Genomic DNA, 16020 nt, shown 5'->3' with positions numbered 1-16020 from the left:
ACATATCTTGTTACAATTAGCCTAGTGTACCACTAGCTGCTACCAGTTCGCTATAGCAAAAAAACAGTTATTTACTTATTTCTTCAATTGATTCGACTCATCATGGACATTTTTTTGGTAAAAACGACTCATTAGACTGGCTTATACCAAACCCAAAATATATAGTATAATCCACTTATGACTATACCAATACATAACCTAGAAGACCATGACTTTGGCAAACACTCAAAGACTGAGCGCAATCCCAGAGCCCGACTACGCCTGCTCATCTTATACCAATATAGTATAGGCAAAGCCACCAACGATATTGCCAAAGACCTCTGCATACATCCTGAAACTGCCAGACGGACATTGAAGCGATATTATGAACGAGGACTTGAGAGTCTCTACGATCGTCATCGTCGAGGTCGTCGCAGCAAATTGGCAGAAGCAGACACAGCCGCTTTTAAAGCCATGATAGTCTCTGAACAAGAAAAGCGCGCTGGCGGTCGTCTAACCGGCAAAGACATTCAGCAATTGGCTAAAGAACACTACAACGCTCACTACACCGTTAACGGTATCTACGAGCTACTCAAGCGTATTGATATGAGTTGGATAAGTGCTCGTAGTCAGCATCCAAAAGCCGACCCACAAGCTCAAGACGCTTTTAAAAAAACTTTATAGCACAGGTTAAGGCGTCACTGCCTACTGATGTGAGCCTAGATCAAGTGGATATCTGGTTTCAAGATGAAACTCGAATAGGACAACAAGGCTCATTGACCAGAGTTTGGCATTACCGCGGTGGGCGACCTCGACTGATCAAGCAGCAACAGTTTCATTCCGCTTATCTGTTTGGTGCCTTTTGTCCAGCGACAAAGAAGGCTGTCGGCTTAGTACTGCCTTTCGTTAATAAACACACCATGTTATTGCATATGCAAGAGATTAGTAAAGCCGTTCCAAAAGGACGTCATGCGGTGGTGGTGATGGACGGCGCATTATGGCATCAACCAAGCTTGAATCAGGCTAATGTCACTATGCTTAAACTACCGCCTTATTCACCTGAGCTCAATCCCTCTGAGAGAGTATGGCAGTACCTTAAGCAAAATGAGCTATCTAATCGTTGTTATGACAGTTATGAGGCTATTGTCGATGCCACTTGCTTGGCTTGGAATAATTTGCTTAAACAGCCACAAAGAATTCGGTCGTTAACTGCTCGTACCTGGGCGCAACTTTAATTGTTGGGTTTGGTATTAGTATAAGTAAAACTTCCTTCATAAGCTGCTTTAAACCAAAGAGTTTAATGACCATTTCAAAGCTAATATTCATAAAACGATGAGATTTGCGCCGAAGTATATAAAATCGGAACACATATGTATCAAAGCTTGTATCAGCATACCGAATATAGCTCTGAGGCTGTTCAGGAGTACCTTGACTGTATAAACCATCAAACTCAATGAATATACTTGTTAATCAGGTCTATTAATATATAGGCACAAAAAAAACCAGCGCTTAGACGCTGGATTTTACGTTACCTGTTAAGACCTTCTCAAACTAAACCATCCGTTTTTAGCCATAAAACACGACTAAAGCTCAATACTACTTATCATAAATTAACAATTTAACTGAATAAATTATTTATTTTGTTGACGTTTTAGGTAGTCTTGAATGCTGTTGGTCTTCGTCTGCTGCTGATCTTGAGCAGGCGTAGAGCGACTCATACTATCTTGATACGCTCGAGTTTGTGACAGTTTCTGACTATTTAAAGCACTGGTATGCAGATTCGGATCTACTGGTTGTGTGCTGGTTACAGGAGGAACGGCTTGCGGCTGTTTAGCCTCTTCACCCGCACGCTCATCCAAGGTCAAACCAGTGGCAATCACGGTGACATGGATATCATCACCCATTTCTTCGTCAACGACTGAGCCGTAGAAAATATTGGCATCATCAGTATCGGTAATACCTTCAACAATTTCACTGATCTTGCTAAATTCATCTAATGAAAGCGTTTCAGAGGAGATTACGTTAACCAATAAGCCTTTGGCATTTTCTAAGCATAAATCATCAAGTAACGGTGATTTAATGGCTTTTTCAGTTGCTTGACGGGCTCGATCATCACCACTCGCGCGGCCAATACCCATCATCGCATGACCTTTGGCTGTCATCGCGGTACGAATATCGTTAAAGTCAATATTAATCAAACCTGAACGGGCAATGGTTTCAGCGATACCTTGTACGGCGTGTAACAGTACGTCATCTGCTTTTTTGAACGCGTCTTTCATAGAGATATTGCCGTAGACACTCATCAGCTTATCATTAGGAATGGTAATGATAGAGTCAACAAAATTGGTCAGCTGCTCAATACCTGCTTTGGCAGACTTGTTACGTTTACCCCCTTCAAACTTAAAGGGTGTCGTGACGACGGCCACGGTTAGCACTTCCATTTCTTTGGCAATACGCGCAATAACAGGAGCCGCGCCCGTACCTGTACCGCCGCCCATACCTGCGGTAATAAAGACCATATCTGAGTCTTCAAGCAGCGTACGTATGGCTTCCTCTTCGCTCTCTGCAGCCTCACGCCCAACCTCTGGATTCGCACCCGCACCCAAGCCACGGTTAGTTTTGGCACCCAATTGCAATTTATGCGGTACTGTCAGACGATCAAGCGCTTGTCTGTCAGTATTAGCACAAACGAACGTTACACCCTTAATACCTTGTTGAACCATATGCTCAACCGCATTACCGCCGCCGCCGCCAACACCGAATACGGTAAAGCGAGCTTGGCCATTGTTTAGAGGTTGGTTTTCATCTGGCATGGTGTATTTTGACATAAAAAAGATTCTCCAGTTGCAGATAGCGTGATGGTCAATACGTAATAACGCACTCGCATGATGTACTATCGACTTACTATATATAAATGTATTTAATTAAATAAGGGTTATAAAAGGTGAGGCTTATACAATCCATTTAAAGCCTAAATATATCATGCTGCTTATGAACATAATTAAAACGACCTAGTAATATCACTATTTTTTAGAAGCCGGCTATACTTAGCAAAATACTATTACTCAAAAAACATTATTACCTAGCAAGATAGTATTCTTCAGTTAAGCATTTTTTGCTGACAGCGTACTTCCATAATAATGCCTTTATGATACCATCTCAAATATTCATGATTATAAATATATCTAAAGTATTTTCTTCAGCACATTCGAAAAGCGCTGCCCTACATTACGGAACGTGCTCTTCATGCCGCCTTTTTGTAACGCTTCAGGCTCGCTTTTCTCACTTCGGCGAAACTGCTCACTCTGACTATAAAGCAAAGTACCAAACGCAGTTTGATAGGCACGATCATTAATCTGCAAGTTCAGCTGTTTGAATGATTCTTCATTATCAAAGTAACTATAAGCGCTGATAGCCGGATGGGTATTGGACAATACAACAGGCATTTTGAGCAGTTTTTTAGCAAAAGGTACCATACCCTTAATGGTACTGCCACCGCCAGTTAAGACGATGCCGCGCTCTATATAGCTGAGCAGACCCGCCTCATGCAATTGACGAGCAACTTCGGTGAATATCTGTATATAACGGGCTTCAATGATACGCGCCAAATTATACACACTGACATTGATCTCATCGCCTGAACCTTGTGGCTTAAAAACAAAAAACGCACTTGGATCAATACTATGAATGTCCACTGTGCCATGTAGTTTTTTTAGTTTCTCAGCTTCTATCATCGAGATACCCATATCTGCTGAGATATCCATCGTGACTTCATGACCACCACTTGCTATGCAATGAGTAAAAATGAGCTTGTTTTCTTTGTAGACACAGAGACTGGTCGTACCAGCGCCAATATCCACCAAACAAACGCCCTGTTGACGCTCTTCACTCATCAAGCCATACTCTGCGCTCGTCACGGCATCAAATACAATATGATCAATACCCACATCACAGCTTTGTAGTAGCTTTTGAATATTCTGACGGCTGGCAACCGGCAGCATCATCATGTGATACATAACGGTAATGTCATTGGCAAACATCTCGATGGCATCATCTACCATCGTTTCTTGCTCATCGATATAGATACCTTGCTGACAGCAGTGCATCAAATAATAATCTGAAGGCAAATCTTGTGACTTGGCATTTGACAGCGCTTGTACCATATCTTTTGCGCTGACAGTATCTTCTTCTACTGTGACATATCCAGAGCTATTTTTGCTCAATAGCTCTGGGGTCGCTATTGTTAGCCACACGCTGTGCACACGACAGTTTGCGGTATCTTCCGCGTCCTGAATGGCTTGTTTAATGGCACCCTGCAGACGTTCACGATGTTTGATCTGGCCTTGGTAAAAGTCGCTGTTTTTGACTTGCCCAACGCCCATGATACGAATGTCTTTTTCGGACACAACACTGCCAATCACTACATATACTGCAGTGGCACTTATATGGACAACAACCAGATTTTCAGTATTTTTCATGTTACCAAACAAATTATCGCTAAACAGGAAACTAGATGACGTTCCCATTGAATCATTGAAAAAGCATTATTTCAAAACCATTACATCACATACATCACAATAAAAAGAGCAGGTAATATCCTGCGGCAACTTAAAGATGCTATTAAATCAAATTATTTGTGGCAAGTGGCATTCTAAACTATTCAGATACTTCCGCTTTTGGCTCTACAACCTTCCACGTAATAGTAAAGCCGTTTTTGTAACGCAAATCTATAGACTGCATCTCCTCACGGCGCGTGCTCAGCTGATTAGTGAGCAGTTGACTGAGGTTCAGCAACTTTTGTGCTGTATTTTCATTATCAACAATGACTCGTAAACCACTATCGAAGCGTACTAACCAAGTCATACGAGGTGTTAGAATAATATCCTCAACTCGCATATCAAGTGGGGCATACCAATCATTGATCTGCTGCATTTGCTGCATAATGACTGGCGCTTGACTGATCTCACCTTGTAGTGTCGCAAACTGTGATCTGGTCAACTCTTCACTATCAACAGGTACAAACACAGCGCCCCTAGCGTCTACTAGGCGCTCAGTGCCAAAATTGGCAACTGCTTGTTTTGGCAGTGCGGTAATCACAATACCTTGTTGCCAGTCACGTGTGACGCTCACTTGATCAACCCAAGCAAGTCCCATTGCAATATCACGCAGAGCTTGCAAGTTAGTGGTAAAAAAACTACTGACTGGCTGTTGGCCCATGGTTTGTTGCAAAGTTTGATGCTGAGCAGCCGTCAAACCATGAGTACTCACTTGTATTGCCGCTGGTGGTGCATCACGTAAGGCTTTAGCACCCATCGCTAGTATCAGCAGCAACAACCCTATCACTAAAGCTGTAAAAAAATACTTGGCCGAAGTTGGTAACTGTAAGTTGGTTTTTGGACGACGTGCGTTATCACTCATCAAGTCAGTTGCTCTGTTGACAGTTTGAGCCATGATCGCTTTTGTCCCTATATCTAATATACGCTATCGAATCACTAGTAGCTTATTACTACAATTGAACTTACTAATACCTGCAAGTTTATTAGACGATTTTACCCTAAAATGAGATGAATCTTGCCAAAATAGACTTATTCTTACAATATTAACGTATTTTGATGGCAAACAATAGCCCAACGTATGCTGTTGCTGATGATTTTACACAAGTTTACACGATGCTGTGTTATAGCAGCCCTAGCGATACATTTAATATTTCTTAGACTGTTTGCGCCAGTATGTGCCAGCACAAGCTTTCAAAGTCCATACCGCGTGCTTTTGCTGCCATTGGTACCAAACTATGACTGGTCATACCTGGTACGGTATTGATCTCAAGTAGCCAGAAATTGCCATTATTATCTTGCATGGCATCGATGCGCCCCCAGCCTTTTGCATCAACTGCACGAAAAGCCGCTAAGCTTAACGCTTGCAAGTGTTTTTCGTCATGTTCACTGAGCCCACAAGGAATATAATAGCCAGTATCGTTGCGATTGTACTTGGCTTCAAAATCATAAAAATTGCTGATATCGGCAGGCTCTAGACGAATGACTGGATAGGCTTCATCATCAATAATAACAATGGTGAATTCACGGCCAGTAATCCAGCGCTCAGCCATCACTTTATCACCGCACTGTGCAGCCGTTGCATAAGCCGCTGGCAGCTCATCTAGGTGATTGACTTTGGTCATACCAATACTTGAACCTTCATGTACTGGCTTGATAATCAGTGGTAGGCCCAACATATTTACTACTTGTTGCCAATCAGTATCAGCAGTCAGCAGAGCAAACGGCGCCGTCGATAGTCCGCAGCCTTGCCACAGCTGCTTGGTCCGTACTTTGTCCATACCAAGGGCTGATGCTAAAATCCCTGAACCTGTCTGCGGGATATCCAACCACTGCAATACCCCTTGCAGCAAGCCATCCTCTCCGCCGCGACCATGTAGCACATTAAATACTCGGTCATAGTCACGCAGCTCAGTAATGTCTTGGTGCTTGGGATCAAAGTGAGTAGCGTCAACGCCTTTGTTTTGTAGTGCTTGTAGTACTGCCGCACCACTGTCTAGGGAGACACTACGCTCATTACTGGTACCACCATAAACAACAGCCACCTTGCCAAACTCGCTGGCATCTTTTACCTTGCTGTTGGCGGCACTTTGTAGCGGCTCATGATTTGACTGATTATTTATGTGATTACCTTCTGCTTGTCCAGCAGCCACTAATGCTGGCTCTGGATTAGTGATAATTGTCGTACTTCTAGCAGAATCGTTGGCTTGGTTAAGCATGTTTGGATCTTCTTGTTGCTTATTGCCTTGATGGCTGTTTTCTTGATGATTAATAGTCATGAGGATAGTTCCTAAGATTCTTTTAAGGCTTACTTAAGATATAAATTATTAGCAGCAAGCTCAACAGCTACCTGACCCACATTGCCCGCACCTTGGGTGATGAGCATATCATTGGCTTTCAGTAAGCGCTGCATAGTAGGGGCCAGGTTGTCTTTATCAATAATCGTCGGCTCAACTTCACCTCTCAGACGGATACTGCGTGCTAATGCTCTGGTATCTGCACCTGTAATCGGAGTTTCTCCTGCTGAGTATACATCCAACAATAATAGCTCATCGACGCTTGATAGTACCTCAACAAACTCATCAAAGCAGTCGCGGGTGCGGCTATAACGGTGCGGCTGAAACAGCATCACTAAACGGCGCTCAGGGAAGCTTTGGCGTGCCGCCTTAATGGTAGCGTCAACCTCTCTAGGGTGGTGACCATAATCATCAATCAGCAGTACATCGCCTTCGTCAACCGCGACAGGCGGGTGCTGCTCAAAGCGGCGACCTACCCCTTCAAATCTTTGTAGCGCTCGCTCAATTGCTTCGTCGTCCACACCTTCATCAGTGGCCATCGTGATAGCAGCCAGCGCATTATAGACATTATGAATGCCAGGAATATTTAAGGTCAGACGTAATGGCTCACGGTCGCGGCGCAGTACCGTAAAGTGAGTTTTGGTGCCTTCAACCACCACGTCTACGGCTTGCACATCATTAAAAGGCTCAAGCCCAAAAGTCAGCACTGGACGCCCAATATCGTCAATCATCGCATAGAGCTCAGGGTCGTCACCACATACTACTGCTAAACCATAAAATGGCATGTTTTGTAAAAACTGAATATAAGCTGCTTTTAATTTATCAAAGCTGTTTTCATAGGTTTCCATATGATCTTGGTCGATATTGGTCACAATCGCCGCCATCGGGTGCAGAGATAAAAATGAGGCGTCAGACTCATCTGCTTCAGCAATCAAAAAACGACTGCTACCGAGTGCTGCATTTTTACCTGAGGCATTGAGCTTGCCGCCAATTACGTACGTTGGGTCAAGCTGTCCTTCTGCAAGCATGGTCGTCAACAAGCTGGTCGTTGTGGTTTTGCCATGGGCACCAGCCACCGCAATACCATGACGATAGCGCATCAACTCACCAAGCATATCAGCACGGCGTACCACTGGCAGACGCGCTTTGAGTGCTGCTGTAATCTCAGGGTTGCTACGATCGATGGCAGATGACACGACTATCACATCCGCATTAGAGATATTTTTGGAATCATGACCAATGAATATTTCGATACCGATATTTTGCAAACGCTTTGTCACAAGGCTTTCTGCTATATCTGACCCACTCACTTGGTAACCTTGATTACTCATAACCTCAGCAATACCACACATACCTGAACCACCGATTCCCACAAAGTGTAAATGCTGAATACGGCGCATCTCGGGTATTTCAATCAAGCGTTTAGGCAAAGCCTTAGTGATAGGAGTAACAGCTGAAGCAGTTGTGGACATAGGAGTTTCTCTTTATTTAGGGAGATAAATATGGGGGCTTTAATGAAAAATATCGTTAGTTATACAAATTAACGGTCAGCAAATTACTTGCTCTACAGTGACTGCCAAATGATATCAGCAACTTGCTGACTGGCATGACGGTTGGCAAGTGCATGGCCTTTTTGCGCCATTTCTAAGCAACGATGTCGATCAAACGTTGTCAGCTCATCACTCAAACGCTTGGGCGTCAATGTCGACTGCGGTATCAAAATCGCCGCATCATGGGAGGTCAAAGTACGAGCATTAGCGGTTTGGTGATCATCCACTGCATGCGGCAAAGGCACAAAAATCGCAGCGATACCGACGTTTTGAATCTCGGTCACGGTCAATGCGCCTGCTCGGCAAACAATCATATCTGCCCAATTGTAAGCAGCCGCCATATCATCAATGAATGGCTGTACGCTGAACTCATGTTGGCTCAGCTGTTGTTCATCATAAGCTGCCTGTGTCGCTGCTTCATTATTGCGTCCACATTGATGACGCACTGCAAAAGGACGGTCTATTAAGGCAAGCGCCTTCGGTACAGTATCATTTAGAGCTTGTGCGCCAAGTGAGCCGCCAACTACTAGCAACTTCAAGGGTGAGCTGTCATTAACATCATAGCGCACACTCGGCTCAGCGACACCAGTGATCGCATTACGTACTGGATTACCGACCGTTTCGAGCTTAGCATCACCTTCACTGTTGGCAAAAGTATTCTCAAAAGCTTGCAACACTTTGGTCGCCATTTTGGCCAAATAGCGATTACTCATGCCAGCGATGGCGTTTTGTTCATGAATAATCAGGGGTGTACCTGTAAGACGAGCAGCAATACCGCCAGGCGCTGTGACATAGCCGCCAAAACCCACGACCATATCGATTTTATTACTACGAATAACTTTAATAGCTGCCATGGTGGCTGATAACAAGGTGAAAGGCAGTTTGAGCACTCGCCCTATCCCTTTTCCACGCAAGCCTTGCATTTCAATGGCATGAAAAGTATAGCCAGTCGGCTCGACCAAGCGATTCTCCATACCAGTTGGCGTACCTAGCCAATGAATGACCGCACCACGTTGGGTTAGCTCTTCAGCTACCGCAAGCGCTGGGAATACATGCCCGCCAGTGCCTGCAGCCATCATTAATATATGCGGTGTCTTCATTAACCCCTGCCCTTCTTATCTTTACTGATGAGTATTAAATATATTAGTAGGCGCAGCTTACTATGAGCAGTGCTCTATAAACCGCTCCCTGTAAGCTGCTCTCTGTAAACAACCACATTCTAAAACCCGCATAGTATAGAGTAAATCACGCTGGTATATATAGTGTTTTTTCGGTTGAATAACGGCTTAAGTGACTGTATTGCCTAATAATAAAAATGTTTGCCAAAAAACAGACCACCATAACTTATAGGCTGTTTTATAAAACTATTTCTGCGTACAACGCGCTTCTACCGCCAGTATAAAATCTGTGGCAATATCTGTACCGCACTGGTCGTCAATTTCGCGTACGCAGGTAGGACTCGTGACATTAATCTCGGTAATACGGCCACCGATTAAGTCCAAACCAACGAACATAAGACCTTTTTCTTTCACGATTGGGGCGACTACTTCTGCCACTTGGCGCTCAATATCTGTCAATGGCATTGCAACGCCGCTACCGCCTGCCGCCAGATTGCCACGGGTTTCGCCTTTGACTGGAATACGAGCCAAGCTATAATCTACCACTGACCCATCAACGATTAAGACACGTTTATCGCCTTCTTTGATTTCTGGTAAATAACGCTGCGCCATGATTGGTAAGGTTTCAAGCTCTGTTAAAATCTCAAGCGTGACCCCAATATTTGGGCTGTCAGCGGTCAGACGAAAGATGCCAGTACCACCCATACCGTCGAGCGGCTTGACAATCACATCTTGTTGCTCGGCGATAAACTGACGAATATGTGCCTGTTTACTGGTCACAATCGTTGGGCTCATGTAGTCACTAAACCAAGTAGCAAATAGCTTTTCGTTACAGTCGCGAATCGCCTGTGGGTCATTTACCACTAGCACACCTGCCGCTTTAGCATGATCAAGCATGTAAGTTGAATAAAGAAAGCGCATGTCAAACGGTGGATCTTTACGCATTAAGATCACATCATAATCCGTGACTGGCCCTGTCTGTTTATCTGCGAGTGTATAAAAATCATTTGGATCACGCTTTACTGTGACTGGCTGCGTATCTACCATGAGCTGACCTCGATCCAGCCATAGGTCATGGATTTGACAGTAGCCGAGGGTATGACCACGGTCTTGCGCTGACCACATCATTGCCAAGCTGGTATCTTTTTTATAGTTGACCTGTTCGATAGGATCCATGATGACGAGTATGTTCAAAGACTTCTTATTTTCTGTTTGGCTCATAATAGAACTCACTTTTTATATTATTAATATTATTGATATATAGAACAGAGATAGGCAATGTGCTGCCAGTCTGCTCCCAAGTTATACGCCGTACTGCTCACGGTAATGCTGCATTTTTTCCAGCTGGGTCGCATCTTTATGTTGACTGTTTTCATCTGCTAAATAGCCGATCAAATCATCTATATCGACCAGCGCACGTACGGGCACTTTTAGAGTGGCGGCAAGCTCTTGAATAGCAGAATGATCGCTTTGGCCTTTTTCTTTACGATCAAGCGCGACTATAATGCCAGCCACACTTGCACCTGCCTGCTCTAAAATATCGACCACTTCACGCATTGCGGTGCCAGCAGTGATGACATCATCGAGTACCCATACGGCCTTACCACTGACATCCGCACCGACTAAATTGCCACCTTCACCATGGGTTTTGGCTTCTTTTCGGTTATAACCCCATTTGGCATTGATACCGTGATGGTGCCATAGCGCTTGCGCTGTCGCTGCCACAAAAGGAATACCTTTATATGCTGCGCCAAAGATAACCAACTCTTTAGCATTTGCAGCGTTATCCACACTGTCATTAGCAGCCATTTGCTCCGCCAAAGCATCTGCATAACCACGCGCTAACAACGATAACATCTCACCCGTCGCCAGCAATCCTGCATTAAAAAAATATGGACTGACACGTCCAGACTTGAGGACAAACTCGCCAAACTTGAGCACTTCATTGTTTAAAGCCAGCTGTATAAAATCATGAGATGAAAATAATTGGTTTTGGGCAGGTTGAGCATCAGGCACTGGAGTATTGAGCATTATGGCATTCCTATCAGAAATATTAAGAATAAAAAATTTGCATTATTGTACGTATTATTGTTTAGCTTGACCAACCATTGATGTCGTAATCCTGCATATTGGGGTAGCGAGTCAATAGGCTACTACGCGATGATAGATTAAAATAGCACTCTCCATCGCTACGGACATGAATATCCCAACCTAAGTGCACAGCAGCAACGATGATGTGTCCAGAAAACAGCCGAATTTGCCGATATTGATAACGCTGAGTAGGTGTAAGATATACTTGGCTCAGTAAATAACTGCGTAAATGCTGACAAATTTGCGCAGCGCTATAGCTGTGATTGATACTTTTACGAGTAGCGCATTGTTTTAGGGCATGCACGGCGACGCTACAGGCCATAATATCTGTCGCCAAACTGCCTGCGCCTGTCTCAAACTGCTGCGGCTGCAAGATGACTTGCCAATCATCCGCATACATACTATTTAGCAGCTCATCAGGATTGTGACGTTTGGCCACTGTATGCAAGCTAAGTACTTTGTTGTTAGCACTGCTGTTAGCAGGTGCGACCTTATCTTTAACGCTTTTTTTGACCGCCTTTTTTGACAAGTCACTATTTAGATCATCAAGTGCGCTAAAGCCATAGCGAGTCAACTTAGGGTATTGATTCATAGCGGCCTGAATGTCTGTCATATCCACTAAGCTCATCTGCTCTAGTGATGATAATAGGGACTGTGCGCTTTGGCTTTGATTATGATAAGGGCAATAAAAACTGTCCGGAAGATCAATAAGGTTTGCGGCACTAAGTAACGCCAAATGCTCTGCAAAAGGCTCTGATGCTACTAGCTGCCACTTTGACAACGTCTCTTCTCGCGGCTGATGAAAGCGCACAGACCTGCCATACAGACGACGTAACTGATTGTTGCCTCGGCGGGCAGGCTCTGGAATGTCTGTCAATGGTCTGGCTGGATCAAGCGGGGTCTGGCTAGGATCAAAATTGGGATGGACAATAGCAGGCTGGGTGCTATTAGCCATATTAGTTGAAGACTCAGATTTGTCTGTCACAGACTTACTCTGCCCTTGCAATGACTGAGCATGAGTGAAGCTATTATCAGAGGTAAACGACTGAGTCATGACATCTCCATAGACGAAACATTAAAAGATTATAAAATACAGATTAGTTGAGTGTAGTTAAAACAGCCATCTATAAAACTATTATAGCTGTCCTATATCAGTCCAACCCTTTAAGTCTGCTTTTGCTGCTGTAAAATATCAGCATATCCTATTTGCCAGTCAGGATAACGCAGCCAAGCTAACGGAATATTGCTATGTAAGCGCTTCCCCGTAACTGCGGTTTTTTCGCTATCAATCTCGGGGGCAGCTGCACCGACCTGCTCGCTCAACCAAGTGCCAAGCTCAAGGGTGGTGACAGGCAAATAGTCAGTGGCGATATAAAGGGGCTTCGGCGTCTCTATGGTCAGCACTTTGGTTATAATATTAACCAAATCACGATCCATGATACGGTTGCTCCAGTGGACAGCGGCGACGGGCTCTTTTTGTGGCTCGCGGGCTTTGCGTAGACGCATTAAGCGCTCACGCCCATAAATACCGCTCGGGCGAATAATAATTGCTTTATCACCAAAACCTTGCTGCAGTACTTGCTCTGCTTGCAGTATTACCTTTGATGCTTCGCGCTCAGGAGTGATGGGCGTGGTATATTCATCAATCCACTCACCATTATCTTGCCCATAAACACCCGTCGATGAAATAAACACAATGCGCTCAAGGCGGGTCAGTTGCTCTGTAAACTGTGCCAAATGCTGGCTGATGGCCAAATAACTGTTGTTATAGCCACTAGCTGAATATTCATCAGGAGTAACGATAATAGCAATACTGCTAAAGTCTTGCAGCTGTTCAGCGGTAAGCGTTAATGCATCGGCTTGGATAAACGTCACTTGAGCATCTAAAGCGTAATGGCTGCGGTCACTACGCGCAAGCCCAGTGACAGAAAGACCATCTTCAGCAAGCTGATTGGTGACGGGTAAGCCGATATCACCTTGACCAATAACCAGCCAATTTTTAATACTCATAACTTTTTATCCCTTTGGCACGGTGTTTAAAAAAGCACTTAGAAGTAATATTTAGACGCAATACTTAAAAACCACTTAAAAACCATTTCTAAAAATAACGCATATAAGACAGTTTTACGTCATCATTTGCCTCGACACGATCCTGCCAATCGTAGCTGGCATTAATTCGTAGTGCTTGTTTTTTATCTATATCGTATTGCAGTCCAAACGTGCTGATCGGCTGCCAATAATGACTTTGAACGTCTGGCTGAGCGCTGCTGCCATGATACCAATATGGTAATTGCAATTCAGCTTGCGCACGTAAGCGATTGTTAATCTGATAGCGGCAACCAGCATTCACTCCTGCCCCAACGCGAAAGCCTTTATTAATACCGCGCCCGCCTTGCAGCGCACCTGTTGCAAAGGCATAGCACAGCTGCGGTGGCATCTCGCCTGTATTAGCAGTCGGCGTGCCAAACACCCATGACTTACCATACTCAAAGGCGGTACTGGCAACCAAATGGTCTCTAGCTTGTGCTTGCGAGCCATCATCGACGCGGGTGGCTTCGACACTCGCGCCCCATGTATGGCCTTTCTTAGCAGAGTTGACAGGGTTGAAGGAGCGCCCACGAATCAACGTAAAGTTCTGCAAGACCACGCTTTTTGGCTGATTGGCTTTATCACTATCGGTATCATACAAGCGCAGAGTGGCAGCGACGCCTTCAAGATCTAGAAACTGCGGAAATCCTGCAGGACGATCAAGCGTACTATGGTAGCCTGCGCGTAGACCGAGGTCTATATAACTATTATCTCCGCGCTGACCAACAGCGACATGTCCTCGTTGTAGCGGCTGGCGATCGATGGGATTGTTATCTGAAACTGCAATCTCAAGCGGCTCTAATCTTTTATTATCTGCCGATATGCTTGAGGCTAAGTTAACGTCTTCTGATTTAATGGCATTTATATCTTCTTTATTAAACGCTTGATAGCCCAACCTTGCCGCGGCGTTTGCCTTGTTCAGCTGTGCTTGACGTAAGGTACTGTCCGACGGTGTATAAAGGGTATTTGTGAGCAGCTGTTCATCATCAAGCAATTTGATCACATCAGAGGGAATAACCGCATAAGGCAGCTGACTCAATAAGTTCTGCTGCGGGCGCACCACATCAATGAGGCGCAAAATCTCGGAAGCACAGTTATCGGTGGCGAAGTAATAAGGAATGTCTAAGTCTTTAGTCTCCCATACATGCAGCATGATTTGCTGTACCTCGCTTGGGGTCAAATCCAATTGATACGTCCAAGTATCGCGCTCGTCTTTTTGTAAATAATTTGCCAGTCTTTCTGGATAAGGATCGATCTCGATACGGTTATCATAACCGCCGCTTGCTGCTTTGATGGCAAAAATCAGAAAATTATCATTAGGATTACCATCGACCGTGTCATTAAGGGCATAGGCATGATGAATTTGACTAGGGTCAGCCACACTAGCCTTTGAGTCAATACGCAATAGTGTATGCGCAAAAGCAGAGATGGGATTATCCAAGTACTCTTGACCAAACATAATAGATAACTGTTCAGGATCCAACATGGTCATCCACTCATCAAGCTCTGGGCAGTCAACCTGCAGACCTGTATGATGAATCCCCAAAGTCTCAACCAACCAATTTACTCGCGCTGGAAAACGGCACAGCACTGAGCTATTATCTGCTGGTTTTTTGCTGACAGCAGGTAACGTAAGCTGCTGAGAAAGTGCGACTAATATGGCATCCAGCTCTGCTGCTGAGTCCTGCTGACCATTATCAGCTAAAAAGAATGTTGGATCGTCAATCAGACTTTTATTTTTGCCTTTGGTAAAGATGTTTTTATTATCATCAAGAAAGTACAACAGGCGTCGCCATGTTGTATGCTGCGCTAAATTGTCTGTTTGTACTTGTTTGCGCCATTCTGCCAGCAGTTGCTCAGCAGCAGTACTTTGAATATTTTGCGTCTCATTGCTAACATTACTCGCAACATTCACAGTGTTCCCAACAAGCGCCGTATTGCCCAGTTCAGTTGTTATATTTTCATTAGTATCCATTACAGCAAAAGGAATAGGCAGTACTGCCTGCACTGATAGACTCAATAATGAGCCTACAACGGCGCTTGCAATGGCAGAGTGCGGCGGTAGACGGACATGAGGGCTACTTACCCACAATGGTTTTTTAAACATGAGTGAAAATCTCTTTTTTAAATTCACAACAGCTCTACGACTGCTCAATTGGGTTTACACCAGAATATTATATGCGTGTGAAATACTCGCTCAACTCGCCCAAATAAAGTCTATGATGGAGCTCATTTCAGAGTGCTATTGAGAATTTCTATTTAAAGACACTGTTTACAATAGCGCGGTATGATAAAAGATCATAGTGATATCAAAATCCGTTATCATCTTCTTCAACATAAGCCA

At 44.3% G+C, this 16020-nt stretch carries 13 protein-coding genes; 2 read left to right on the top strand and 11 right to left on the bottom strand.

Going from position 1 to position 16020, the window contains the following annotated elements; translation table 11 throughout:
• Window positions 1-177 precede the first annotated feature (177 nt).
• Both JMX03_RS02855 and JMX03_RS02850 read left to right on the top strand, forming a co-directional pair.
• Window positions 178-663, top strand: a complete 486-nt coding sequence (locus JMX03_RS02855; RefSeq protein ID WP_201594188.1) for a winged helix-turn-helix domain-containing protein — start codon at window positions 178-180, stop codon at window positions 661-663.
• Between the two features lie 44 nt (window positions 664-707).
• Window positions 708-1214, top strand: a complete 507-nt coding sequence (locus JMX03_RS02850; protein WP_201594333.1) for an IS630 family transposase — start codon at window positions 708-710, stop codon at window positions 1212-1214.
• Between the two features lie 396 nt (window positions 1215-1610).
• On the opposite strand, the gene ftsZ is transcribed toward JMX03_RS02850, so the two are convergent.
• From ftsZ to JMX03_RS02795, 11 genes are all read right to left on the bottom strand, one after another.
• Window positions 1611-2807 (bottom strand): cell division protein FtsZ, encoded by a 1197-nt coding sequence (gene ftsZ / locus JMX03_RS02845; RefSeq protein ID WP_201575554.1) that lies wholly within the window; start codon window positions 2805-2807, stop codon window positions 1611-1613.
• A gap of 357 nt (window positions 2808-3164) precedes the next feature.
• Window positions 3165-4457, bottom strand: coding sequence for a cell division protein FtsA (ftsA, locus tag JMX03_RS02840; protein WP_201575555.1), 1293 nt, complete (start codon window positions 4455-4457; stop codon window positions 3165-3167).
• A gap of 178 nt (window positions 4458-4635) precedes the next feature.
• Window positions 4636-5430 (bottom strand): cell division protein FtsQ/DivIB, encoded by a 795-nt coding sequence (locus JMX03_RS02835; protein ID WP_201594331.1) that lies wholly within the window; start codon window positions 5428-5430, stop codon window positions 4636-4638.
• A gap of 259 nt (window positions 5431-5689) precedes the next feature.
• Window positions 5690-6811, bottom strand: a complete 1122-nt coding sequence (locus tag JMX03_RS02830) for a D-alanine--D-alanine ligase (protein ID WP_227695189.1) — start codon at window positions 6809-6811, stop codon at window positions 5690-5692.
• Between the two features lie 29 nt (window positions 6812-6840).
• On the bottom strand, window positions 6841-8301 hold the full coding sequence (gene murC, locus JMX03_RS02825) for a UDP-N-acetylmuramate--L-alanine ligase (RefSeq protein WP_201575557.1): 1461 nt from the start codon (window positions 8299-8301) through the stop codon (window positions 6841-6843).
• Between the two features lie 92 nt (window positions 8302-8393).
• Window positions 8394-9479 carry an undecaprenyldiphospho-muramoylpentapeptide beta-N-acetylglucosaminyltransferase gene (murG, locus tag JMX03_RS02820; protein ID WP_201594329.1) on the bottom strand — a complete coding sequence of 362 codons (1086 nt, stop codon included), beginning with the start codon at window positions 9477-9479 and terminating at the stop codon, window positions 8394-8396.
• Between the two features lie 264 nt (window positions 9480-9743).
• The gene (gene gshB, locus JMX03_RS02815; protein WP_201594327.1) at window positions 9744-10718 is read right to left on the bottom strand and encodes a glutathione synthase; all 975 of its coding nucleotides are present in this window, start codon (window positions 10716-10718) and stop codon (window positions 9744-9746) included.
• An 81-nt stretch (window positions 10719-10799) separates the two neighbouring features.
• A complete protein-coding gene (gene pyrE / locus JMX03_RS02810) occupies window positions 10800-11528 on the bottom strand; it encodes an orotate phosphoribosyltransferase (RefSeq protein ID WP_201594325.1) in 729 nt (242 codons plus the stop codon).
• 61 nt (window positions 11529-11589) lie between these two features.
• Window positions 11590-12642 (bottom strand): hypothetical protein, encoded by a 1053-nt coding sequence (locus tag JMX03_RS02805; protein ID WP_201594323.1) that lies wholly within the window; start codon window positions 12640-12642, stop codon window positions 11590-11592.
• A 110-nt stretch (window positions 12643-12752) separates the two neighbouring features.
• Entirely contained in the window at window positions 12753-13598 is an 846-nt protein-coding gene (locus JMX03_RS02800) for an SDR family oxidoreductase (RefSeq protein WP_201594321.1), read from the bottom strand.
• 88 nt (window positions 13599-13686) lie between these two features.
• Window positions 13687-15783, bottom strand: a complete 2097-nt coding sequence (locus tag JMX03_RS02795; protein WP_201594319.1) for an Lnb N-terminal periplasmic domain-containing protein — start codon at window positions 15781-15783, stop codon at window positions 13687-13689.
• Between the last annotated feature and the right edge of the window lie 237 nt (window positions 15784-16020).

Origin of the sequence: Psychrobacter fulvigenes (assembly GCF_904846155.1) — a bacterium.
Taxonomy (GTDB): domain Bacteria; phylum Pseudomonadota; class Gammaproteobacteria; order Pseudomonadales; family Moraxellaceae; genus Psychrobacter; species Psychrobacter fulvigenes.
The sequence above is the reverse complement of the archived record's forward strand: the minus strand, read 5'-3'. Positions and strand labels throughout refer to the sequence as shown.

Coding starts and splice junctions, on each gene's coding strand:
- JMX03_RS02855 (WP_201594188.1), top strand. CDS start 178: ATGACTATACCAATACATAACCTAGAAGACCATGACTTTGGCAAACAC.
- ftsZ (WP_201575554.1), bottom strand. CDS start 2,807: ATGTCAAAATACACCATGCCAGATGAAAACCAACCTCTAAACAATGGC.
- ftsA (WP_201575555.1), bottom strand. CDS start 4,457: ATGAAAAATACTGAAAATCTGGTTGTTGTCCATATAAGTGCCACTGCA.
- JMX03_RS02835 (WP_201594331.1), bottom strand. CDS start 5,430: ATGGCTCAAACTGTCAACAGAGCAACTGACTTGATGAGTGATAACGCA.
- JMX03_RS02830 (WP_227695189.1), bottom strand. CDS start 6,811: ATGACTATTAATCATCAAGAAAACAGCCATCAAGGCAATAAGCAACAA.
- murC (WP_201575557.1), bottom strand. CDS start 8,301: ATGTCCACAACTGCTTCAGCTGTTACTCCTATCACTAAGGCTTTGCCT.
- murG (WP_201594329.1), bottom strand. CDS start 9,479: ATGAAGACACCGCATATATTAATGATGGCTGCAGGCACTGGCGGGCAT.
- gshB (WP_201594327.1), bottom strand. CDS start 10,718: ATGAGCCAAACAGAAAATAAGAAGTCTTTGAACATACTCGTCATCATG.
- pyrE (WP_201594325.1), bottom strand. CDS start 11,528: ATGCTCAATACTCCAGTGCCTGATGCTCAACCTGCCCAAAACCAATTA.
- JMX03_RS02805 (WP_201594323.1), bottom strand. CDS start 12,642: ATGACTCAGTCGTTTACCTCTGATAATAGCTTCACTCATGCTCAGTCA.
- JMX03_RS02800 (WP_201594321.1), bottom strand. CDS start 13,598: ATGAGTATTAAAAATTGGCTGGTTATTGGTCAAGGTGATATCGGCTTA.
- JMX03_RS02795 (WP_201594319.1), bottom strand. CDS start 15,783: ATGTTTAAAAAACCATTGTGGGTAAGTAGCCCTCATGTCCGTCTACCG.